The organism is Ewingella sp. CoE-038-23 (assembly GCF_040419245.1).
GTDB classification, from domain to species: domain Bacteria; phylum Pseudomonadota; class Gammaproteobacteria; order Enterobacterales; family Enterobacteriaceae; genus Ewingella; species Ewingella allii.
This window is the reverse complement of the sequence record NZ_JAZHOH010000001.1, coordinates 2,155,690-2,177,846: the sequence shown is the minus strand read 5'-3', so window position 1 is coordinate 2,177,846 and position 22,157 is coordinate 2,155,690. Positions and strand designations below refer to the sequence as shown.

General features: G+C 54.5%; 20 protein-coding genes. 8 read left to right on the top strand and 12 right to left on the bottom strand.

Features of this window, described 5'->3' with window-relative positions; genetic code table 11:
* Positions 1 to 30: 30 nt before the first annotated feature.
* Together V2154_RS10115 and xthA are read right to left on the bottom strand one after the other, a co-directional pair.
* A complete protein-coding gene (locus V2154_RS10115) occupies positions 31 to 438 on the bottom strand; it encodes a pyrimidine (deoxy)nucleoside triphosphate diphosphatase (RefSeq protein WP_353502124.1) in 408 nt (135 codons plus the stop codon).
* The gene (gene xthA / locus V2154_RS10110) at positions 435 to 1,244 is read right to left on the bottom strand and encodes an exodeoxyribonuclease III (RefSeq protein ID WP_353502123.1); all 810 of its coding nucleotides are present in this window, start codon (positions 1,242 to 1,244) and stop codon (positions 435 to 437) included. The genes V2154_RS10115 and xthA overlap by 4 nt, the downstream gene beginning before the upstream one ends.
* Before the next feature lie 256 nt (positions 1,245 to 1,500).
* On the opposite strand from xthA, the gene tyrR reads away from it, so the two are divergent.
* A complete protein-coding gene (gene tyrR, locus V2154_RS10105; RefSeq protein ID WP_353502122.1) occupies positions 1,501 to 3,069 on the top strand; it encodes a transcriptional regulator TyrR in 1,569 nt (522 codons plus the stop codon).
* Between the two features lie 82 nt (positions 3,070 to 3,151).
* Here tyrR and tpx read toward each other — a convergent pair whose 3' ends face one another.
* Positions 3,152 to 3,655, bottom strand: coding sequence for a thiol peroxidase (gene tpx / locus V2154_RS10100; protein ID WP_353502121.1), 504 nt, complete (start codon positions 3,653 to 3,655; stop codon positions 3,152 to 3,154).
* 277 nt (positions 3,656 to 3,932) lie between these two features.
* Here tpx and ycjG point away from each other — a divergent pair, with 277 nt between their 5' ends.
* Complete coding sequence (gene ycjG / locus V2154_RS10095) at positions 3,933 to 4,913, top strand: L-Ala-D/L-Glu epimerase (protein ID WP_353502120.1); 981 nt, start codon at positions 3,933 to 3,935, stop codon at positions 4,911 to 4,913.
* Between the two features lie 5 nt (positions 4,914 to 4,918).
* Here the strand turns inward: ycjG and mpaA are convergent, their stop codons facing one another.
* Positions 4,919 to 5,635, bottom strand: a complete 717-nt coding sequence (mpaA, locus tag V2154_RS10090) for a murein tripeptide amidase MpaA (protein ID WP_353502119.1) — start codon at positions 5,633 to 5,635, stop codon at positions 4,919 to 4,921.
* A gap of 231 nt (positions 5,636 to 5,866) precedes the next feature.
* On the opposite strand from mpaA, the gene V2154_RS10085 reads away from it, so the two are divergent.
* Complete coding sequence (locus V2154_RS10085; protein ID WP_353502118.1) at positions 5,867 to 7,501, top strand: peptide ABC transporter substrate-binding protein; 1,635 nt, start codon at positions 5,867 to 5,869, stop codon at positions 7,499 to 7,501.
* A 568-nt stretch (positions 7,502 to 8,069) separates the two neighbouring features.
* Here V2154_RS10085 and V2154_RS10075 read toward each other — a convergent pair.
* Complete coding sequence (locus V2154_RS10075) at positions 8,070 to 9,194, bottom strand: acyltransferase family protein (RefSeq protein WP_353502117.1); 1,125 nt, start codon at positions 9,192 to 9,194, stop codon at positions 8,070 to 8,072.
* Between the two features lie 984 nt (positions 9,195 to 10,178).
* Between V2154_RS10075 and V2154_RS10070 the strand changes: the two genes are divergently transcribed.
* Both V2154_RS10070 and V2154_RS10065 read left to right on the top strand, forming a co-directional pair.
* Complete coding sequence (locus tag V2154_RS10070; RefSeq protein ID WP_353502116.1) at positions 10,179 to 10,562, top strand: hypothetical protein; 384 nt, start codon at positions 10,179 to 10,181, stop codon at positions 10,560 to 10,562.
* 175 nt (positions 10,563 to 10,737) lie between these two features.
* On the top strand, positions 10,738 to 11,730 hold the full coding sequence (locus V2154_RS10065) for a fatty acid desaturase (protein ID WP_353502115.1): 993 nt from the start codon (positions 10,738 to 10,740) through the stop codon (positions 11,728 to 11,730).
* Positions 11,731 to 11,789: 59 nt separating this feature from the next.
* Here the strand turns inward: V2154_RS10065 and V2154_RS10060 are convergent, their stop codons facing one another.
* The 6 genes from V2154_RS10060 to V2154_RS10035 form a co-directional block, all read right to left on the bottom strand.
* Complete coding sequence (locus V2154_RS10060; RefSeq protein ID WP_353502114.1) at positions 11,790 to 13,124, bottom strand: LLM class flavin-dependent oxidoreductase; 1,335 nt, start codon at positions 13,122 to 13,124, stop codon at positions 11,790 to 11,792.
* 50 nt (positions 13,125 to 13,174) lie between these two features.
* Positions 13,175 to 14,074, bottom strand: coding sequence for an ABC transporter substrate-binding protein (locus tag V2154_RS10055; protein ID WP_353503973.1), 900 nt, complete (start codon positions 14,072 to 14,074; stop codon positions 13,175 to 13,177).
* A gap of 75 nt (positions 14,075 to 14,149) precedes the next feature.
* Positions 14,150 to 14,818, bottom strand: a complete 669-nt coding sequence (locus tag V2154_RS10050) for an ABC transporter permease (protein WP_353502113.1) — start codon at positions 14,816 to 14,818, stop codon at positions 14,150 to 14,152.
* Entirely contained in the window at positions 14,818 to 15,447 is a 630-nt protein-coding gene (locus tag V2154_RS10045) for an ABC transporter permease (RefSeq protein WP_353502112.1), read from the bottom strand. Before V2154_RS10045 ends, V2154_RS10050 begins: the two co-directional genes overlap by 1 nt.
* Positions 15,440 to 16,519, bottom strand: a complete 1,080-nt coding sequence (locus V2154_RS10040) for an ABC transporter ATP-binding protein (protein WP_353502111.1) — start codon at positions 16,517 to 16,519, stop codon at positions 15,440 to 15,442. The genes V2154_RS10045 and V2154_RS10040 overlap by 8 nt, the downstream gene beginning before the upstream one ends.
* Before the next feature lie 207 nt (positions 16,520 to 16,726).
* Positions 16,727 to 17,944: an MFS transporter gene (locus V2154_RS10035; protein ID WP_353502110.1), complete on the bottom strand. Its 1,218-nt coding sequence runs from the start codon at positions 17,942 to 17,944 to the stop codon at positions 16,727 to 16,729.
* 101 nt (positions 17,945 to 18,045) lie between these two features.
* On the opposite strand from V2154_RS10035, the gene V2154_RS10030 reads away from it, so the two are divergent.
* The 3 genes from V2154_RS10030 to V2154_RS10020 all read left to right on the top strand — a co-directional run bounded on the left by V2154_RS10030 (position 18,046) and on the right by V2154_RS10020 (position 20,987).
* The gene (locus tag V2154_RS10030; RefSeq protein WP_353502109.1) at positions 18,046 to 18,981 is read left to right on the top strand and encodes a LysR family transcriptional regulator; all 936 of its coding nucleotides are present in this window, start codon (positions 18,046 to 18,048) and stop codon (positions 18,979 to 18,981) included.
* Between the two features lie 44 nt (positions 18,982 to 19,025).
* Positions 19,026 to 20,009, top strand: coding sequence for a zinc transporter ZntB (gene zntB / locus V2154_RS10025; RefSeq protein WP_353502108.1), 984 nt, complete (start codon positions 19,026 to 19,028; stop codon positions 20,007 to 20,009).
* Positions 20,010 to 20,303: 294 nt separating this feature from the next.
* Positions 20,304 to 20,987 carry a hypothetical protein gene (locus V2154_RS10020; protein WP_353502107.1) on the top strand — a complete coding sequence of 228 codons (684 nt, stop codon included), beginning with the start codon at positions 20,304 to 20,306 and terminating at the stop codon, positions 20,985 to 20,987.
* A gap of 67 nt (positions 20,988 to 21,054) precedes the next feature.
* Here V2154_RS10020 and ttcA read toward each other — a convergent pair whose 3' ends face one another.
* Positions 21,055 to 21,996 carry a tRNA 2-thiocytidine(32) synthetase TtcA gene (ttcA, locus tag V2154_RS10015; protein WP_353502106.1) on the bottom strand — a complete coding sequence of 314 codons (942 nt, stop codon included), beginning with the start codon at positions 21,994 to 21,996 and terminating at the stop codon, positions 21,055 to 21,057.
* Between the last annotated feature and the right edge of the window lie 161 nt (positions 21,997 to 22,157).

The following is a 22,157-nucleotide window of genomic DNA, read 5'->3' as shown; positions in this document are numbered from 1 at the left end:
TTTATGAACAGAGTCTCTATAAACTTAGCCTTAAAGCGTGGCGCAGTAGGCTTCCAGCAAGGGGACATCGGGCGGGGCCAGCGCGTAGCTAAACGCCTGTTGCGGCGTCACCCAAACATATTCCGAGTGACAACGTAACGTAATGTCACCTTGGAAGGCTGAAACTCGCCACGCGTGCAGGCGAATGACTCGCGCCGTCTGGAGAGTGTCGTGGCTGGCAACCCAAGCTTCCACCTGTACATCGATGGCCATCTCTTCCTGCAACTCACGAACTAGCGCCTGCGGCTGAGTTTCCCCGGCTTCAACTTTGCCACCGGGGAACTCCCACAGGCCTGCCTGATCGCTGGAGGCGTCGCGGCGAGCCAGCAGAATGTTGCCATCCCGCTCAATGATCGCCGCCACCACATCCACTATCGGCAAAGCCGCCTGGTCGGTCATTTCAGGTCGAATTCGGCCCACACCGGCGCGTGGTCGGAAGGCTTCTCCATCCCACGAATGTCGTAATCGATGCCTGTGGCGATGCAGCGCGCCGCCAGCGGGGTGCTGGCTAACAGCAGGTCGATTCGCAGGCCGCGATTTTCGTCAAAGCCTTTTGAGCGATAGTCGAACCACGAGAACCGATCGTTCACCTCTGGGTTGGCGAAGCGGAAAGTATCCACCAAGCCCCAGCCTTTCAGGCGATCCATCCACTCGCGCTCTTCTGGCAAGAAGGAGCACTTGCCGGTGCGCAGCCAGCGTTTGCGGCTGTCTTCGCCAATGCCGATATCCAAATCGGTCGGGCTGATGTTCACATCGCCCATCACCAGCACCGGATTTTGCACCGACAGGTGATTTGTCAGGTAGTCCTGCAAATCCTGATAGAAACGCGCTTTGGCGGGGAATTTGGTCGGGTGGTCACGACTTTCACCCTGCGGGAAGTAGCCGTTAATCACGGTCAGCAGGCCCTGCGGGGTTTCGATATCCGCCATGATGATGCGGCGCTGGGCGTCTTCTTCGTCGCCCGGGAAGCCACGGCGCACGGCAACCGGCTCCTGCTTGGTGAGCATCGCCACGCCGTAATGACCTTTCTGGCCATGATAGAAAACGTGATAGCCATGCTGGCTAACCTCTTCCAGCGGGAACATATCGTCATGCACTTTGGTTTCTTGCAGGCCGATAACGTCTGGCTGATGTTGCTCTATAAGGGCGGCAAGTTGGTGCGGACGTGCGCGCAATCCGTTGATATTAAAGGAGACGAACTTCATAGTCGGGAACCATTTTAGACGGTGAAATCAGCAGCCGATGTTAGCAGATAATTTTTGCCAATGGTACGAGGGCGGCACTGCTCAGCTTTTGAACATATTTTCAAAAATTGAAGATAATTGAGTCTTGTCCTAAGATTTTTCTGCTAATTATTACAATTTTCTGTCAACATTTTGTGACAGTCTCTTCTTCCGCTGTACTTGAGAGAGTATTATTCTCACCAGCGATTTCCGCACCGGCAGAAAAAGGTCAACACTGATGCGTCTGGAAGTTTTTTGCGAAGACCGCTTGGGTCTTGCCCGAGAGTTACTCGATTTATTGGTTCTGCGTAGCATTGATCTGCGCGGCATTGAGATTGCGGCCAGTGGTCGTATTTACCTTAATTTCTCCCAACTGGATTTTGACACTTTCCGTGCGCTGATGGCCGAGATCCGGCGCATCGACGGCGTCACCGATGTCCGCACCGTGGCATTCATGCCTTCCGAACGCGAGCACCGTGCGCTGCGCGCCTTACTGGTTTCCATGCCAGAACCGGTGTTCTCCATCGATATGAAAGGCAAGGTTGATCTTGCCAACCCGGCCGCGCTGGCGCTGTTTGAAATGGACGAAGACAAAATTCGCCAACAGCCCGCCGCCAGCCTGATCACCGGCTATAACATTACCCGCTGGCTGGAGAGTGAATCCAGCCGCCCGCACTCCGAGCGAGTGGTGATCCGCAGTCAGGATTTCCTGATGGACCTGACGCCGATTGAGCTAAACGACGAGCAGCAGGCCAGCGAAATGGTCGGCGCGGTGGTGATGCTCAAATCCACGGCGCGCATGGGCCGCCAGCTGCAAGACTTAACCGTTAACGATGACAGCGAGTTTGACCACATTGTGGCGGTGAGCAGCAAAATGCGTCAGGTGTTGGAGCAGGCGCGCAAGCTGGCGATGCTCGATGCGCCGCTGCTGATTGTCGGCGATACCGGCACCGGCAAGGATTTACTGGCCCACGCCTGCCATCTGCGCAGCGCGCGCGGCAAGAAGCCGTTCCTCGGCTTGAACTGCGCCTCGCTGCCGGACGAAGTGGTGGAGAGTGAGCTGTTTGGCTACGCCGCCGGGGCTTACCCAAACGCGGTAGAAGGCAAAAAAGGCTTCTTCGAGCAGGCTAACGGCGGCTCGGTGTTGCTGGATGAAATCGGCGAAATGTCGCCAAGAATGCAGATCAAGCTGCTGCGCTTCCTGAATGACGGCACTTTCCGTCGCGTGGGTGAAGAGCATGAGGTGAAAGTGGATGTGCGCGTGATGTGCGCCACCCAGAAGAATCTGGTGGAGCTGGTACAGCGCGGCGAATTCCGCGAGGATCTCTATTATCGCCTCAACGTGCTCACCGTGACGCTGCCGCCGCTGCGCGAACGTCAGGCCGACGTGATGCCGCTCACCGAGCTGTTCGTGGCGCGTTTCTCCGACGAGCAGGGGATGCCGCGTCCGAAACTCTCTTCCCAACTGGCCAATTACCTCACGCACTACGGCTGGCCGGGCAACGTTCGCCAACTGAAAAACGCCATTTACCGGGCGTTAACCCAGTTAGAAGGCGGCGAGCTGCGCCCGCAGGACGTGGTTCTGCCTGACTTTGATGCCGAAGTGGCGCTGGGGGAAGAGGCGCTGAACGGCTCGCTGGACGACATCAGCAAGCGTTTCGAGCGTTCGGTGTTAACCCGGCTTTATCGCACTTATCCAAGTACACGTAAGCTGGCGAAACGCCTTGGCGTCTCCCACACCGCGATTGCCAACAAGCTGCGCGAGTACGGCCTGAGCAGCCGCAAGCCCGACGGCAGCGACGAATAATCGCCGTATTCAGCTTTAACAAAACCATAAAAAAGCCCTGCAAACGCAGGGCTTTGTCTTGTAAGCCTTAGGCCAGGGCAGACTATTTCAGTACGGCCAGGGCAGCTTCGTAATTAGGTTCAGTGGTGATTTCGTTAACCAGCTCACTGTGCAGCACGTTGTCCTGACCATCCAGAACGATAACGGCACGGGCAGTCAGACCCGCCAATGGGCCATCGGTGATCGCCACGCCGTAGTCATTCTTGAACTCGCCGCCACGCAGGGTGGAGAGGGTAACTACGTTTGACAGGCCTTCCGCGCCGCAGAAGCGTGACTGCGCGAACGGCAGGTCGGAAGAAATACACAGCACCACGGTGTTGTCTACTTCGCCCGCCAACTGGTTGAATTTACGCACGGAAGCCGCACAAACGCCGGTATCAATGCTTGGGAAGATGTTCAGCACCTTGCGTTTACCGACAAAACTGCTCAGGCTGACATCAGAGAGATCTTTTGCGAGTAAAGTAAAAGGCTTAACGTTATCGCCGACCTGTGGGATTTGGCCAGCAACGCTAACCGGGTTGCTCTGAAAATGTACTGTCTGGGTCATAATATTTTCCTTTGTACAGATGAGACAAACGGCCCTCAGTTTAGGATAACAATTGTGAATTGGATATATAAAGTTTGCTAAATAATTGTTTTCCCGTCGAAGTTTTGGGCGAAGCCGCGCGGGCTGTGCGCGATATCCCAAGTTACTGATCCAAATTAACTTCAGGTCATTTTGTGACTTGCTGAAAAGCGCCAATTTCAACTACTTTGGAAAAAGAGACGCGGTGTTAAACCTTTGAGCATGGGCCGAAGGTGGCAGAGGAAAATTGGGAGCCGTTATGAGAAGTGTGCGCTTTTATCCAGAAGCCTGGCCGTTACACACGGCCTTTGTCATTTCACGCGGGAGTCGAACCGAGGCGAGAGTGGTCACGGTAGAAATTGAACACAATGGCGTGCGCGGCGTCGGCGAATGCACCCCTTATCCGCGCTATGGCGAAAGCGAAACCAGCGTCATGGAGCAGATAGCCAGCGTGCTGCCCGCTATCGAGCAGGGCGCCAGCCGCGACGAGCTACAGCGCCTGCTGCCCGCCGGAGCGGCGCGCAACGCCCTCGACTGCGCGCTGTGGAATTTGGAGAGTCAGCAGACCGGGCGCAGCCTTTGGGATCTCACCGGCATTGAGCCGCTTTCCTCCATCAGCATGGCCCAGACCCTAAGCGTGGATGCCCCCGAGGCGATGGCCGCCGCCGCCTTAACGCACCAGAAAAACGGCGCAACCCTGCTGAAAGTGAAACTTGACGATCGCATGATTGCCGAGCGCATGGTGGCGATCCGCAGCGCCGTGCCGCACGCGACGTTAATCGTTGATGCCAATGAGTCGTGGCAGAGCGAAGGGCTGGCGTCGCGCTGCCAGCTGCTGGCGGATTTAGGCGTCATGATGCTTGAGCAGCCACTTCCCGCCGGGCAGGACTCCGCGCTGGAGAACTTCATCCATCCACTGCCAATTTGTGCCGATGAAAGCTGTCACACGCTGGAAGGGCTAGAGGCGCTGCAAGGTCGCTATGAAATGGTCAACATCAAGCTGGATAAAACCGGCGGGTTGACCGAGGCGCTAAGGCTGGCGTCAGGGGCCCATGCGCTAGGTTTTGACATCATGCTGGGCTGCATGTTGTGTACGTCACGGGCGGTGCGCGCCGCGCTGCCGCTGGCCGCCGGGGCGAAGTTTGTTGACCTCGACGGCCCAACCTGGCTCGCGCAGGACGTCGATCCGCCGCTGGCTTTCCACTGCGGAGTGATTGACCTCGCAGGCTCCGCCCAGTAAAAAAGTTAAGGCTCGTCCGCCGCGCCGGTGAGCAGGTCGATCAGCGCCTGTAGGTAGACTTCACTGGCGTGGTCCGCCGACACCGGCGGGTATTCCGCCGTAATACAGTGCAACCCCAGGTCCTCGCACCAGCTGCCGAAAGAGCCGGGCGTGGCGTAACCCACGCTGGTCACCAGCGGCAGGCTGAAGGCGTTAGCCAGCCAAGCCCCCAGCGGCGAAGTGTGCGGGTCTTCAATGCAGGCCAGCGGCTCGTGAAACGTCACTACCCACTTCGGAGCAAGCTGGTGGATCAAATGGCACAGCGCCTGCGTTTCCAGCTCTGAGCCAGCCTTTTCTCCAGTCGACAACACTACGTCACGCTCCTGCGCCGCGCTGTTCCAGCGATAAACCGTGTCGCCGCTTTTCCAGTTAGCGCTGGGGAAGTTGCGATTGAGATCTACCCCGTTGGCATTGGCGCGCAGCCCCAGCTGGCAGCCGTCAGGGTTCACCGCCAACACCACGTGATGGCGCAGCTGCTCGGGTTTAATCGAGCGCAGCGCGCAGGAGAGCGAGACCACGGCGGCGGTTTCATCGCCGTGAGTCCCCGCCAGAATCAGCCCGGTACTGGCATCGGGCTTGGCAGCCGGAAAATAGATCAGCGGCGCGCCAAGCAGCGACTTGCCGTAGGGCAATCCAAGATTACTGAGTTTTCCGCGCAGGGGACGGGGAATTAAGGCGCTCATAACAGTTCCGTTATTAGAGGTTTGAATAACTTTTTTTACCGCAGTTTGCCCGTTGAATGTAGTTTTATTGTCTACAGCAGGGCGCGAATCACCTTTTTTCTGCAAACTGCGCCGGCTTGCCGAAGTTTTGTGCGCCAAGACAAATCTGTAACGAATTTTTATAGGGTATGAATTCAATGAATGGTACAACTCAGTAACATCATTAAATCAATTGCTTGTCGGGAGTCGACCATGCCTCAGGGAAAACAGTCTCATCTCTTCGCTTATTCGCTTTGCGCCGGTTTAGTGGCGCTGTCACTAGGAACCGCAAGCGCCGCGCAGGTTCCGGCCGGGACCCAGTTGGCCGATAAGCAAGAAATTGTCCGCCATATCAAAGATGAACCCGCCTCGCTCGACCCGACCAAGGTCATTGGCCTGCCTGAAGCTCAGGTGGTGCGCGACCTGTTCGAAGGGTTAGTCAATCAGGATGCCAATGGCAAAAGCGTGCCGGGCGTCGCCGAAAGCTGGCACACGCAGGACAACCAAACCTTCGTCTTCAATCTGCGCAAAGACGCGCGCTGGTCAAACGGTGACCCTGTCACGGCGAAAGATTTCGTTTATAGCTGGCGTCGACTGGTGGACCCGAAAGGGCTGTCCACCGGCGCATGGTTTGCTGGCCTGGCCGGGATTCAAAACGCTGACGCCATTATTGCGGGCAAAATGCCGGTGGATAAGCTTGGCGTCACCGCCGTCAGCGACACCCAGCTGAAAGTGCAGTTAGAGCGCCCGGTGCCTTACTTCGTCAGCCTGCTGGCGAATTTCAGCCTGTTCCCGGTACATCAGGCCACGGTTGAGAAATATGGTGAAGACTGGACCAAGCCCGGCAATATGGTGGGTAACGGCGCTTTCGTACTGAAAGACCGCGTGGTGAATGAAAAGCTGGTGCTCGAGCCGAATCCGCATTACTGGGATCACGCCCATACGGTGCTGACCAAAGTGACCTTTGTGCCGATCAACAAAGAGTCCAATGCCACCAAACGCTATCTGGCCGATGATATCGACATCACCGAATCTTTCCCGAAAGACCAGTATCAGAAGCTGCTGAAGGACATTCCGGGGCAGGTTTACACGCCATTCCAGCTGGGGACTTACTACTACGCGTTTAACACCAAGCGTGCGCCGACCGATGACCCGCGCGTGCGTCAGGCTCTGTCCTACAGCATCGACCGTAAAATTATTGCTGAGAAAGTCTTGGGCACCGGCGAGATACCGGCTTATCACTTCACGCCGGACGTCACTAACGGCTTCAAGCCGAGCAAAAGTATTCTCCAGCAATACTCGCAGGCAGAGCTGGACTCGCAGGCTAAAGGGCTGCTGGCGGCGGCGGGCTATGGCCCTAACAAGCCGCTAAAGCTTACCCTGCTGTACAACACCTCTGAGAGCCACCAGAAGATTGCTATCGCCGTGGCCTCAATGTGGAAGAAAACCCTGGGGGCCGACGTCAAGCTGGTCAATCAGGAGTGGAAAACCTACATCGACAGCCGCAATACCGGCAACTTCGACGTGATCCGCGCCTCTTGGGTCGGCGACTACAATGAAGCCTCCACCTTCCTGTCGCTGCTGACCTCTACCCACAACAGTAACATCAGCAAATTCAGTAACGCCGATTACGACAAAGCCGTGAGTGACGCCAGCCGTGAAACCAACGACGCGCGCCGCAACGACGATTATAACCGGGCCGAGCAGATCATCGCCGAGCAGGCTCCGATCGCGCCGATCTACCAGTACACCAACGGCCGCCTAATCAAACCTTGGGTGAAAGGCTATCCGATCACCAACCCGGAAGACGTGGCTTACAGTCAGGAAATGTACATTCTTAAGCACTAATTATATACCAGAGCTTTTTAACGATTGACCACGATTTGGAAATACGCAGAGCGCCCAGCAATGACGGCGCTCTTTTTCTTTTATCGGCATAAAATAGGTTCGGGAAAGAATTGCGGAGGTCGCTGAAGGCAGATTGCTGATAAAAGCTCTGCCTGCAAGTCATATAATCCTGAGAGATGATCTATTACACGGGGTTCTAAACAGGCATCCTAGTGGATGCAAGGGTGAGATTTTGTGACGACAGATAAACTCAAAAGCTTGAGGTATTATAGAAAAAATAGCAGAGTATATAAATTGAGTGGTGAAGCTCTTTCCCCACTGCGCCCGTTAAACTCTTGTGGCGGTATTTTGTTGTCCATACCAAGTAATATTCGCAACGTCAAAACACATGTGCTGAGCTTATATAACTGCTCATGTCAGTGATTCCCTTCTTACTTGTGGTGAGTAAAATGGAATTTTCTGGCATAGCTTTCCTTCAGGATATAGCCTCAAAGGGCCAATGACCACCTCCATGGGAGGTGGTTAAAAGCTGACATTAAAAGCGAGGCGTCATTAGACGCTTTGTTTTCTATTCAGAAATCTTTTTTGCCAGTTTTGAACCGGCATTTATAAATGGTTTTTCTATTACATTAAATATCACATACGATAAACATATTGATATTATTATTGAAGATATATATAGCGGCGCAGACCTGGAGTTAATATCTAACCCAATGGACTGACCATATAGTTCTATGAATTTCTTTACAGGAACATGAATTAGGTAAAAAGAGTAAGATATTGTCCCTAATGATATAAGTATATTGCCGAATTTTAGTATGGAGTTTTTCTCAAGGATTATTACACAAATTACAATTGTGAATGCAATATATGCAGACCTCGTAAGTCCGTGCCCTTCAGATACACCATTAAACCAAAATACAAAACAAAATCCAAGCAACGCTATAGCAAAACTGTTAATGACGCCATTGTTTAAGTTGTATTTGTTAAATAATGGAACCAATTGAGCAATAACCATTCCAAGAATAAAATCATAGACAATTGGATTGCCTATAAATCCAAAGTGAGATATTAAAACACCACCTTGAAAGTAGTATCTCTGAGCATCAATAATTATATTGTTGTTGAAGGCCAAAGATAGTGCAATACTTACGGTTATCATTGTTATCGATGAAATTACAGCTCTATATTTAATACTTATTGTCATCGACATGGCAAATATAAGGTAGAAATACATTTCATATCCTAAAGTCCACGAGGCAATGATAGTACCCCAACCATAATAAGGTGGTGATGAATTCCAATCGAGAGGAATTAAAAAAATGGATCTGATAATGCTATTGGTGGATAAACTACCACCTTCTGGTACTCCTGTGTAAAGATTTTTATAAAAAATAAGAACATATAGTGCTAGAATCACAAAATATACAGGGTATATTCTGAGTATTCTTTTGACAAGGAATGCTGCGGCATTGTGGAAGGATGCCGAAACTATGCTTTTCGTAGAATGGCAAATGATGAATCCACTTATTATAAAGAATACTTCAACACCAAATATAGCATTTGCTGTGAGTCTATCCATAAGGGAGCCTGGGACAATCCGGTCGAGTAAGCTTCTATTGTGTCCAAGCGCGACTGTCATTGCAGCAATGCCTCTTAGCGCCTCTATACCATTGAGTTTTTCTGTTTTCATACTTATCTTAAATTAATCCCGCGTTATTAAAAATATTTAAAATCTTAAAAAAATTATAATCACATGCACTACCATACTATGAGCATGGCTGTCTTAAAAAAACCGTAAAGTTGTAACTTGTTTTGTATTTATAAACGCTATCACGATTAGCAAAGCTGCAAACTTTACAAGATAACTTGAAGTTGACTCCATCATCTATATCTTCCACAGGATAAGTTTACTACTGACCTACCAATCACTGATTGATTTACTTGGGACTAGAATGCTGCCCAAAACTTCAATGTACCCAACGTTGAGAAAAAGATAGGACTGAAGCTGCCGTAGGGTGTTTTTTGATTGCGTGGGGTTATTCTTTTTCAATATTGATTGCACCACTTTCCGCATCAATACTGCGTATTAGAAGCTGCTGTCCAAAGACTTAGTAGCGCTTCTTGAGCCATTAACCTACATCGTCGTCATGCTGCTGGTGATATCTACTGTTGTTGATGCTTACGCATATACTGCGTCGCGTAGCAATCAGGCAATCCTTGATAATCTGCACTGCTCACTGTCTATTAAGAATTCCGAGCCAGTTTATGTTGAAGTCAAAGTCCCGGTTGCGGTACCGTGTGACCCCGGCGCAATTTCAGCGCCAGCCTTCGCCGTTGACCGTCTACCGATTGATTCCTCCATTGATAAGCAGATGCAAGCTAAGGGCAGAACGCCACCAGCGCATAGGTTACGAGAAAGGACTCAAGGCTGCTGTTGATTCTTGCCGTTCCACGGCAAAGCCGGGTTAACTTCATCCAGCAACGGTATTGAAGACGGTATAATTAAGGTTGGATTTTATAAATATCAATAAATACAATAATATAAATGCTCTGTATATAACAAAGCACTGATTTGCGGCCTAAAAAGCCCACGCAGCAAAGAAGAGCACCCTGTCGCAGAGGTGCTCTTTCTCTTGGTGGCGATGAACAAAAAACCATAAAACGGAGTTAGAAAATGGAAGAAGTGAGTAAAGCCAAGCGCCCGATACTAGCGATGGTTTTGGCGGTATTCTTGGTTTTAAAAATGCTTTCTGGCTGGGATTTTGTCATGAAGGCATCGGGGCCGACGGTGTATATCGTGGCGCTACAGCTGCTGATCGTGGCGTACGTGGTATTTAAAATGAACACGCGCGGCGGGGGCGTGAAAGCGATTAACCTGCTGATGGGGCTGGTGGCGATAGTCATCCTGCTCGATATGTCGATTATTGGCATCATCTTCAGCGGCAAGGCGATCCCCAAAGAGTTCTACCCGCAAATGCTGGGCGCCGAGCTGATCTATATTCTGACCATTATTTATCTCTATTTCTCGAAAAAGCTCAAAGCTTTCAAAGCTGCGTAGTCGAGAATTCAGCACGGATTCTCCCCGCTATTTTCACCCCCGTAAAACCATGCATTTACGGGGGATTCTTCTAAGCAATTCAGTGACTAAGCTTAGCAATTCAAATCACTTGTGGTTTCCCCCTCGCTGATTAATCTCTGGCTGATTAATTCATCACATTTGCCAGTGGATCATCATGAGTAGAAGGGCATCGGTTTATTTAAATGAGCAGCAGCGCGAGGCGGTGCAGGCGCTGCATCGCAGCTGGTTGTGGCGCACGGAGCTGCCAACCTGGCTGCTGATCATCACCATTTATAGCGGCTGGTTTGTTACCGTGGCCTACTGGCAGACACTGGGGCGGCTACCCGCGACCCTGCTGCTTATCTGGTTCAGCACTTGGTATATGTCTCTACAGCACGAGCTGCTGCACGGCCATCCGACCCGTTTCCCCCGGCTTAACCAGCTGTTCGGCCTGCTGCCATTTTCCATCTGGTATCCTTACGGCACCTATCGCGACCTGCACCTTAAGCACCATTTTGATGAAGATCTCACCGTGCCGGAAACCGACCCCGAGAGTTACTATTTTACCGAGCGCCGATGGCACCATTTTAACGGCCTACAGCGCCAGCTGGTGCGACTGCGCAATACCTTTCCGGGGCGACTGCTGTTAACGCCGTTGCTAACCATGCGTTTTACCTTCGTCAATATTTGGCACTCTTTTCGCTATCGCCGCCCGGCATCGATGGCGATGTGGTCGGTGCATCTGCTGTTACTGATTCCGGTGCTGGGCTGGCTGGTGAAGCACGACTTTGGGGTGATCTACTATCTGCTGGCAGTGACCTGGCCGATGCTGGCGATGACCAAGGTGCGATCTTTCTTCGAGCACCGCGCGGCGGAGGATCCCGAAGCCCGCACGGTGATCAACGAGGCGGGCTGGTTTTGGCGGCTGCTGTTCCTTAATCTCAACTACCACTCGGTGCATCACGACCTGCCGCGCGTGCCGTGGTACGGCTTGCCGCAGGTCTACCGCGCCAATAAAGCTGACTATCTGGCGCGCAATCAGGGTTTTCTGGTCAACGGCTATGGCGAGCTGATGCGTGAACACCTGATTAAACCCATCAAGGTGGAAATCAATACCTATTTCCCTCATGGACGGGTTGAGCAGCAGGAACAGGCGCAGGAGGAGTGAACTACACTCTGGTGATAAAAAAGGCCCATGTCGGGCCTTTTTGCTTTCTATTCGAAGACTTACTGAGGTTTAGCGAACTGATTAACCACCGGCGGCAGTCCCAGCTTTTCACGCAGGGTTCCGGGCTGGTAGGCCTGTTTCATCACGCCACGGGCTTTCAGCAGGGGCGCGACCTGCTCGATAAAGTTGTCAAGATCCACCGGCAGGAAGGGGAACATCAGGTTATAGCCGTCGACGGCACCGGCGTGGAAGGCCTCGGTCAGCTTGTCTGCCACCTCTTCGGCAGTTCCCAGCACCAGCCAGCTGTCGGAGCTTTGCAGCAGCAGGCGGCCCAGCTCCAGCACCGTCAACTTCTTGTCGTAGCCGCGAATGATACTGAGCGCGGTGCGCAGGCCATCGAAGTCCTGCTCATCCGGCAACGGCGGCAGCGGGGCGTGAGGATCGTACACGCTCAGATCCATGCGCAGATAGGTGCTGAGCAGGTCGAGCGCCATCTGGTCGTTCATTAGCGATTCGATCAGCCCCTGGCGCTGCTGTTTCTCTTCTTCACTGTTGACCACCACCGGCAGCACGCCGCCGAGGATTTTGAAATGCGCCGGATCGCGGCCGTTTTCGCGCAGGCGGCTGTCCATGTCGGCGCGGTAAATCAGCCCCTTTTCGATATCACGCATAAACACAAAGTGAATATCAGCCTGCGCAGCGGCCAGCTGTTTGCCGGATTCTGAAGAGCCGGCCTGTACCACAATAGGGTGGCCCTGCGGCGGGCGCGGCAGGTTGAGCGGGCCGCGCACCCTGAAGAATTCTCCTTCATGGTTCAACTGATGCACTTTTTGCGGGTCAGTGAAATAGCCGCTCTGCTTGTCAATCAGCACCGCGTCATCCTGCCACGAGTCCCAGAGTTTGCGCACGACATCGATAAATTCGGCGGCGCGCTGATAGCGCGTGTCATGCTTCGGCAGCTGCTCTAAGCCGTAGTTAGCGGCTTCTTCTGGCAGCCACGAGGTGACCACGTTCCAGCTGGCGCGGCCCTCGCTGAGAAAGTCCAGCGAGGCAAAATAGCGGGCCAGATTGTAAGGCTCGTTGTAGGAGGTGGACGCGGTGGCCATCAGGCCAATGTGCTCGGTGACGGCCGAGAGCGCGGCGAGCAGGGTGATCGGCTCCAGGCGCGGATTGGCGTAGTGGGCCATGCCGCTTGGCACGGTGTCCCAGACGGCCACGTGGTCGGCGATGAAAATGTTGTCCAGCGTCGCCGCCTCGGCTTTGCGAGCCAGATCGGCGAAATATTTCAGCGTGAAGATCTCTTTTCCCGGCGCGTCGGGGTGGCGCCATGAGAAACGATAATCCCCCTGAGGATTGAAGAAAAACAGATTGAATATGGCGGTTTGTTGCGACATGTCGGCTACTCGCTGTGAAGATGAGGACCCTCCCTGGCCCGCGGACGGCGCTATTTCGCCGCCAGTTTGTCTTTAACCCACTGCTCGGCGACCTTGGCCGGATCTTTATGATCCACGTCCACCTGCTTGTTCAGTTGGATAATGTCTTGGGTGGTCAGGTGCGCAGAAACGTTGTTCAGCACCTCTTCCACTTTTGGCGACACCGCGCCTTTATGGATCAGCGGCACCAGATTCTGCGCGGGTTGCTCGTGCTTATCGTCTTCCAGCACCACCCAGTTCTCTTTCGCCAAATCGCCTTGAGTGGAGATGATGGTCGCCACGTCAATTTTGCGCGAATTAAGCGCCAGACGGCTCAGAGGCCCGGCGATATCCAGCGATTTGAAAGATTTAAATTTGATGCCATAAACGCGTTCCAGACCCGGCAGGCCGAGGGCGCGGGTGGCGACTTCTGGCGGGCCGCCGACCACCAGCTCAGGGGAGACTTTGGCCAAATCAGACAGGGTTTTCAGGTTGTATTTCTTGGCGGTTTCCGCGCGCACCGCCCAAGCCGTAATAGAACTGGCCGGAGAGGCGTTGAGCAGCTGCAAGTCGGCTGGCAGCGTTTGCTTCAGCTCGTCAGAAACTTCCTGCTCGGTGGTGGCCTTGCTGCCGCCGTGGTAGTAGTTGAGCAGCGCGCCGAGATACTCCGGCACCACGTCCAGCTCGCCAGATTTCAGCGCCGGAATAATGATTTCGCGGTTACCCAAGTTCAGGCGCGTTTTCACCTCAATCCCTTGCTGTTTTAGGGCGCTGGCATAGATGTTAGCCAGAATGGTTTGCTCGGAGTAGTTGGCGCCGCCGATAGTCACCGTCTCGGCGTGGGCCGCGAAGGCCGCGCTTGCCATCCCAGCGGCTAACAGACTCAGCCGGAAACCTTTACCTGTTGCGGACAACCAATTTTTTATCATCATCATTGTTTCTCTTTTATGGGTGGATGTTGTTATGAGCGTTGTTGTGGATGTTTTTATGGCTATGCTTGCGGGCAATTAGCCCGCGTTTGAAACCGAAAAGTGCAGCCAGCGTTTCGCCACCAGAGACATCAGCAGCTCGCAGATAATCGCCAGCAGTGAAATCACCAGAGAACCCGCCACGACCTGAGGAAAGTCGCGCTGGCCCAGCCCGTCGATCAGAAAACGCCCCAGCCCGTCCAGCCCGGCGTAGGCGGCGACCACCGCCGTAGCGATCAGCTGCAACAGCGAAGTGCGAATACCGGCGAAAATTAGCGGCATCGCCAGCGGGATGCGCACTTGCAGCAGGCTCTGTAACGGCGTCATGCCCATGGCTTTGGCGGCGTCGCACAGGGTTTGGTCGGCATTGCTGATGCCCACATAGGTGTTGGTCAGCATCGGCGGAATAGCCAGCGCCACCAGCGCGATAAACACCGGCACGTCGGTAAAGCCAAACAGCATGATGCACAGCAGAATAATGCCCAGCGAGGGGAAGGCCTGGCCGATGTTAAACAGGTTGATAACCAGAAAACCGCCGCGCTTCCAGTAACCAAACAGAATGCCCAGCGGCTGGGCGATCAGCACGGCAATCACCAGACTGACCAGCACGTAATAGAGGTGCTGCCCAAAGCGTTGCCAGATACCCAAATCGCCGGACCAGTGGTCAGCCTGCAAGAACCAGTGCCAGGTTTCAGTAATGATGTTCATCAGCGCGTCCACCCTGTCAGGCGATAGCCGAGGTGGGTTATCGCAAAATCGAGAGTCAGCGACAGCATTAGACTGAGTAACAGGCTGACCAGAATGGGCGTCAGGAAGTTTTGGTTGAAGCCGAGGATCATCAGCTGCCCCAGACCGCCTTGCCCAATCAGCGCGGTGACGATCACCAGCCCGACCAGCGTCACCGAGGCCACGCGCAGCCCGGCAAACAGAGAAGGCAGGATCAGGAAGATTTCGATGTCGATAAAGCGACCAAAGCGCGTGTAGCCAAGGGCGCGGGCCGACTCCAGCACTTCAGCGGGGAGCTTCTGCATGCCCGCCAGCACGTTACGCAGCAGGATCAGCAGTGAATAGAGGGTCAGGCCAATCACCGAGGTGGTCATCGACAGCCCGGTCCACGGCAGCAGCAGGATAAACAGCGCCAGCGAGGGAATGGTAAACAGCACGCCGCTGACTGAAATCAGCGGGCCAGCCACCGCGGGCCAGGCAATAGAAACCAGCAGCATGAGCGCGGTGATGCCGGTGCCGAGCGCCAAAGAGAGCATCACCATTTGCAGATGTTGCAGCGTCAGTTCGCCAATCATTGCCGAGTTATCGGATATCCACTGCCATTCAATCATGGGTATGCAGCTCCTGATGATGGCTTAACGCCTGACTCAGCAAACTGGCGTCGATGGCTCCGGCGTAGGTGCCGTCGGCCGCCACGCGCACCAGCACGCCCTGCGGCACCTCCAGCAAATCGCTGTAGGCTTTGCGCAATGAGTGGTGCTCCTCCGCGACCTGTACCGCAACTTGCTGGCCATTCTCCTGCCAGTAGAGTGGTCGGCGTTTGTTATCCAGCACCAGAGCACGTGGCTGGCCGAGCAGGGGATATTCCCCGGTCAACGGCTGCCCGTCCTGGGTTAACAGAGAGACGCCGTGGTGCGGCAAGTCGCCGACGCGCATCATGCCGAGGCGTTTGAGATTCGGCTCCGGGCCGATGAAATCGCGGACAAAATCGCTGGCCGGGAAGGAGAGAATATTGTCCGGCGTGTCGAACTGCGCCAGGCGCCCACCCTGTTGGAAGATGGCAATGCGGTCCCCCAAACGAATGGCTTCATTAATGTCATGGGTGACCAGAATAATGGTTTTACGCAGTCGCCCCTGAAGCTCTAGCAGCTCGCCTTGCAGCTTATCTCTGACCACGGGATCGATGGCGGCGAAAGGCTCATCCATCAACAGCACCGGCGGGTCGGCGGCCAGCGCGCGGGCGATGGACACCCGGCTCTGCTGCCCGCCAGAGAGCTGGTGGGGGTAGCGTTTGAGCACAAAAGGGTCGAGGGACATCAGCGCCACCAGCTCGTCGATACGGCGGGCGATAGTGCGCTTGTCCCAGCCGAGCAGGCGCGGCACGGTGGCAATGTTCTCCGCCACGGTGCGATGGGGGAACAGCGCCGGGCTTTGCATCACAAAACCGATTTTGCGCCGTACTTGAATAATATCGGCAGTCGACAGCGGCTGGCCCTGAACATAGACCTCGCCGCTGTCGGGAATATCCAGACGATTTATCATGCGCAGCGTGGTGGTTTTGCCACAGCCGCTGGGACCGACAAAGGTGCAGAACTCGCCATCATTAATGGTGATACTCAGCGAGTGAATGGCGTGCTGGGCGTTGCCCGGATAGGTCTTATTGATATTTTCGAGTTGGATCATAATGCGTTTTAACTTCCCATACTGCCCAGCCGGTGCTTAAAAACTCAGGGATTTCCCTTAAGTTTCAGTGCGCTATTCGGGGCAGTATTGCAGAGTCGATCGCATTCACAAATCCATCATGGTTCTAAGAATTGCCAAAAAAAGGCTATATACCGAAATATATAGCCTTGGGAGGTTTTGCGCATAAAAGCGCTGTTTTTTGAAGATTTAGTTGTGCAGGTGATGGCTTCTCAATCGCACCCAGAGGCTGGCAGCGGCGGCGAGGGTGGCGACCAGCACCACGGCCGACCAACCGCCGCTTTGCAGCGCAATACTGCCCAGCGAAGATCCCACCGCCATGCCGATAAACATGATGGTGAACAGCACGGCGTTGAGCCTGCCGCGCGCCGCCGGTTCCAGCCCAAACACAATACTTTGGTGGGAGACCAGCGTGGCCTGTACGCCCAAGTCAAAGCCGATCGCACTGAGAACGATCAGCACCAGTTGGGCATTTGTCGACAGCAGCGGCAGTAGGAACATCGCCGCGAACGACAGCATCACAATTCCAGAACCCAGCTGCGTGACCCGCGACGGACCCGATTTATCCGCAATGGCGCCGGCCAGCGGCGCGGCCAATGCGCCTGCTGCTCCGGCTAATCCGAAGGCTCCGGCTACCGCGCTGCCAAGGTGATAAGTGTCATGCAGCATAATCGCCAGCGTGGACCAAAAGGCGCTGAACGCCATCGACAGCAACCCCTGAGCAATCGCCGCGCGGCGCAGTGTCGGATAGCGCTGCCACAGGTGGTACATGGATAACAGCAAGGTGCCATAGCCCAGACGCGCGCCCGGCGTGAAGCGCGGCAGGATCCGCCATAGCGCAATGCCAATCAGCGCAATGCTGAAAGCCGCCAGTTGGTACATCACTCGCCAACCGTAATATTCCGCCACAAAGCCGCTGACTACTCTCGATAGCAAAATCCCAATCAAGATGCCGGACATCACGGTGCCCACGGTTTTCCCTCGCTGGGCCTCTGGAGCCAGCGCCGCCGTGGCCGGGACAATGTCCTGCGTCATGGTGGCCGCAACCCCGGTCACCAGACTGGCAAACAGCAGGTCGTGAATGGAGGGCACGAGGCTACACAGCAGCAAAGCCAAGGTTAAAAACAGGCTTTTCAGCAGAATAATCGCACGACGGTCATAACGATCGCCCAGCGGCAGCAGCAATAAAATCCCCAGCGCGTAGCCCGCCTGAGTCAACATCGGCACCATGCCGATGCTGGCTTCCGACGCGCCAACGCCGTTACCCATCAGACCCAGCATAGGCTGGCTGTAATAAATCGAGGCCACCGACAGGCCACCGGCCGTGGCTAGGGTGAAGATCATTTTGGCCGAAAGTGGCAAAGATTTGGCACTCGGCGAGGACGCGATAAGCGAAGTATCAGACATACTATTTTCTCAACGGTGAATTTGATCGGCATTCTTAATGATTAGAAAGGCAAGTGGTAGCCAGCTAACAGGTAATACTGTTATACACTTAACGTATGAACATGATGAATTCTTCCGGAACAGACCGTATAGACCTGATGCGAACGTTTGTTCGTATCGTCGAGAGTGGAAACTTATCCGCCGCGGCCTTACAGCTTAATACCAGCCAACCCACGGTGAGCCGCCGGTTGCAGACGCTGGAGCGCATGCTCGGGGTGACGTTAATCCTGCGCAGCACCCACGCCATGAAACTCACCGACGATGGCGAACGCTGCTACGAGCAGGCAAAACAGCTGCTTGAGCGCTGGGCGGCGCTGGAGGACGAACTGCGGGTGGGCGATGCCGAGCCGGTGGGCAGGCTGCGGGTGCGCGCGCCCCACGCGTTTGGACAAAACCAGCTGATTGAGCCTCTGACGCGCTATCTGCAACGCTATCCGCACGTCACCGTTGACTGGATCCTGAATGACACCCGACCAGATTTCATCGCCGAGGACGTGGATTGTGTTATTCAGGTCGGGCATGACAATGATCCTGCGACCATCAAAGTGCTGTTGGCGGAAATCCCGCGCATTGTGGTAGCCGCGCCGTCGCTGCTGGAGAAGCATCCGGTGAGCCAGCTCGAGGAGTTGGCTCAGGCACCTTGGGTGGCCTTGAGCCTGTTTTACCGCAATGAAGTGGTGCTGCGCCACGGCGCGGACGGCTCGATGCATCATCTGAATATCCGGCCGAGAATGGCGACAGATAGCCTCAACGCCTTGCGCATGTCGGCGCTCTCGGGGCTGGGCGTGGCGATGGTGTCGTCGTGGATTGTGGCCGACGATTTGGCCTGCGGCGAATTGGTGCATGTCCTGCCGGAATGGGAAGCAGTGGCGCTGCCGGTGTATCTGGTTTATCCCTATTCCAGCTACTATCCCGCCAGGCTGCGCACCTTCATCGCCATGATCCGCGAGGTGGTGCCAAAGTTTGCAGAAATAGCCATCCCCAGCGGTGAGCGTTAGAATTAACAGCATAAAAGTCAATAAAGACAACAGCGAGGAATGTCGTGGAAGTGATTAAGGGTAAAGAACTCCAGGTTTCTGATGCGGTGTACGCCTACCAGCTCGACGGCAAAGGCGGTGTAAGTGAAATCAATACCCAATGTGTCGCCAGTGACCAACAGCCTTGCTGGCTGCATCTGGATTACACGCTCCCGGCCAGCGAACAGTGGATTAACAGCACGCCGGTCCTGCCTGATAACGTGCGTGAAGCGCTGGCGGGGGAAAGCATTCGCCCGAAAGTGGTGCGCATGGGCGAGGGTACGCTGATCACCCTGCGCGGCATCAATCTTAACGCCAATTCCAGACCCGACCAGCTGGTGACTATTCGCGTTTACCTCACTGACAAAATGATTGTCTCCACTCGCCATCGCAAAATTTTGTCCATGGATGAGCTGATTAACGACATGCAGCACGGCACGGGGCCGACCGACACCGGCAGCTGGCTGGTGGAGATGTGCGATGCGATGACCGATCACACCAGTGATTTCATTGAAGATCTGCATGACAAAATTATCGATATCGAAGATGACCTGATGGACCAGCAGGTGCCAGAGCGTGGGCAGATGGCACTCTTGCGTAAACAGCTGATTGTGCTGCGCCGCTACATGTCTCCGCAGCGCGACGTTTTCGCCCGGTTAGCCAGTGAGCGCCTGCCGTGGATGAATGACGACGAGCGCCGCCGCATGCAGGAGATTGCCGACCGACTGGGGCGCGGATTGGACGATTTAGACGCCAACATCGCCCGTACCGCCGTGCTGGCGGATGAAATTGGCTCGCTGATGGCCGACGCGCTGAATCGCCGCACCTACACCATGTCGATGCTGGCGATGGTGTTTCTGCCTACCACTTTCCTCACCGGGCTGTTTGGGGTCAACCTCGGCGGCATCCCGGGTAATACCTCGCCTTACGGCTTCGGTATCTTCTGCCTGTCGCTGCTGATTCTGGTACTTGGCGTGGCCTGGTGGCTGAAGAAGAGTAAGTGGTTATAGCGGGAAGTGACTGAAAAAAGGCAAAAAAAAGCCGGTCATAAGACCGGCGCTGTTCGAATTAAAGTGTACTCGCTTAATTCTAAAATAAGTAAATAAGACAATATGGAGCACAACGCCCATCGCTTGACGTTGCATTCACCTGCGAAATAGATATTGAACCTGTTGAGCGGGCCTTATGTTGATTTCGCTCAACCTTTTGGGGATTTTTGCCAGCGTTTGATGATTTGTTAGTCGGACGGTGGGTTATGCGACGCCTGTCGTGCAAGAAAAACGATTACTGTGCAGGAAAATACCATGCAGTCGAAGGATGCTATTCATCAGGCATATGAGAAGGTCACTAATAACTCGCTGGCATTGTGGGAAACCTCGGCTGGCCGCGGCACCCCCATCGAGACCCCTTTTTACCATCCGACCAGGCTGGCGGTGTCCAGCGGCAACCGGCCGCATCTGTGTGATTCACTGTTAGAGCTGCTGATGGCGCTCAATCAAGTGGCGCAGAGTGACCCGCTGGTGGACGTCAATCCGCCGCAGGGGGTGCATTTTAGCTTCTTCCCCATCACCCGCGATATTTACGATAGCCCGCAAGAGGTCGAGAACATTGAGCAGCTACAGGCGATTTTCACCCGGTGCTGTGCCGACCACGTGATGCATATCAGCCAACTGCGGCTGGTGGCGCTGCCCAATCAGATTCTGCTGGCGGGCATCCCGGATGAGAAAAGCCTGCGAGTGCGCCAGCGTCTGGCCGATGTTTTGCTGGACTCCCCGTGGCGCGAGAAGGTCAGGGCGCGTTATCCCTCTGGCGATATCCCGCAGCTGTTTTGGCACAGTACCCTGATGCGCTACAGCGCCGACGTGGTGTCGCCGGAGATCCGCGAAACCTTTAAACGCTTCCAGCACCTGGATTTTGGCCAAGTCCAGCTTCCAGTGCGACTGGTGCTGTGCAGCTATAACTGGCAGCGGCTGTTCACGCTGGCCTAGCGGCAGCGATAAAAAAGCCCGCATCAAGATGAGGCGGGCGAATTCCCGTTACAGCTATTTTTATGGCTTAGAATGACTTAATTTCCAGCACCTGCAGGCGCTCCATCGGCGCAGCATTGTCATCTTCTTCCGGCTGCCAGCCAACCGGCTGCATCGGAATATCTTCACGGTCAAAGGCTAAATCTCCGCCATCCACCACGGCGTCACCATGCTTAATGCCTTTAAAATCAAACAGGCTGGTATCGTTAAGGTGGGAAGGCACCACGTTTTGCATCGCGCTGAACATGGTTTCGATACGGCCCGGATATTTCTTGTCCCAGTCCTTCAACATATCGCCAATCACCTGACGTTGCAGGTTCGGCTGCGAGCCGCACAGGTTACAAGGGATGATTGGGTATTCGCGCGCAATGGCAAAACGCTCGATATCTTTTTCGCGGCAGTAGGCCAGCGGGCGAATAACGATGTGTTTGCCGTCGTCGCTCATCAGTTTTGGTGGCATACCTTTCAGCTTGCCGCCGTAGAACATATTGAGGAACAGGGTCTGTAAGATGTCATCGCGGTGGTGGCCAAGGGCAATCTTGGTACAGCCCAGCTCGGTGGCGGTGCGATACAAAATTCCGCGACGCAGACGCGAGCAGAGTGAGCAGGTGGTTTTGCCCTCTGGGATCTTATCCTTAACGATGGAGTAGGTGTCTTCGGTGACAATCTTATATTCCACACCCTGCTGCTCAAGGTACTCAGGCAGAATGTGCGCCGGGAAGCCCGGTTGTTTCTGGTCAAGGTTCACCGCGATCAGTTCAAAATTCACCGGCGCGCTCTGCTGCAAATTGCGCAGAATATCCAGCATGGTGTAGCTGTCCTTGCCGCCGGACAGGCAAACCATAATGCGATCGCCTTCCTCAATCATACCGAAATCCGCAATCGCCTTACCGACATCGCGGCGCAGACGCTTTTGCAGCTTGTTGAGGTTGTACTGTTCTTTCTTGTTGGCAGTTGCGTTATCTAACATTTTATTTTGTGACCGATTCGTTCATGGGCAGCACAGGCCAAACGCCTATCCCGCGAGATTCTGGTTATGCATCACGCATAAGTGTGCCGCGTATAATACGGATTACCTCGACGAATGTCAGCGCGTTTTGTAGCAGCAGGGCCCAAGAGCGGGAGCGGGGC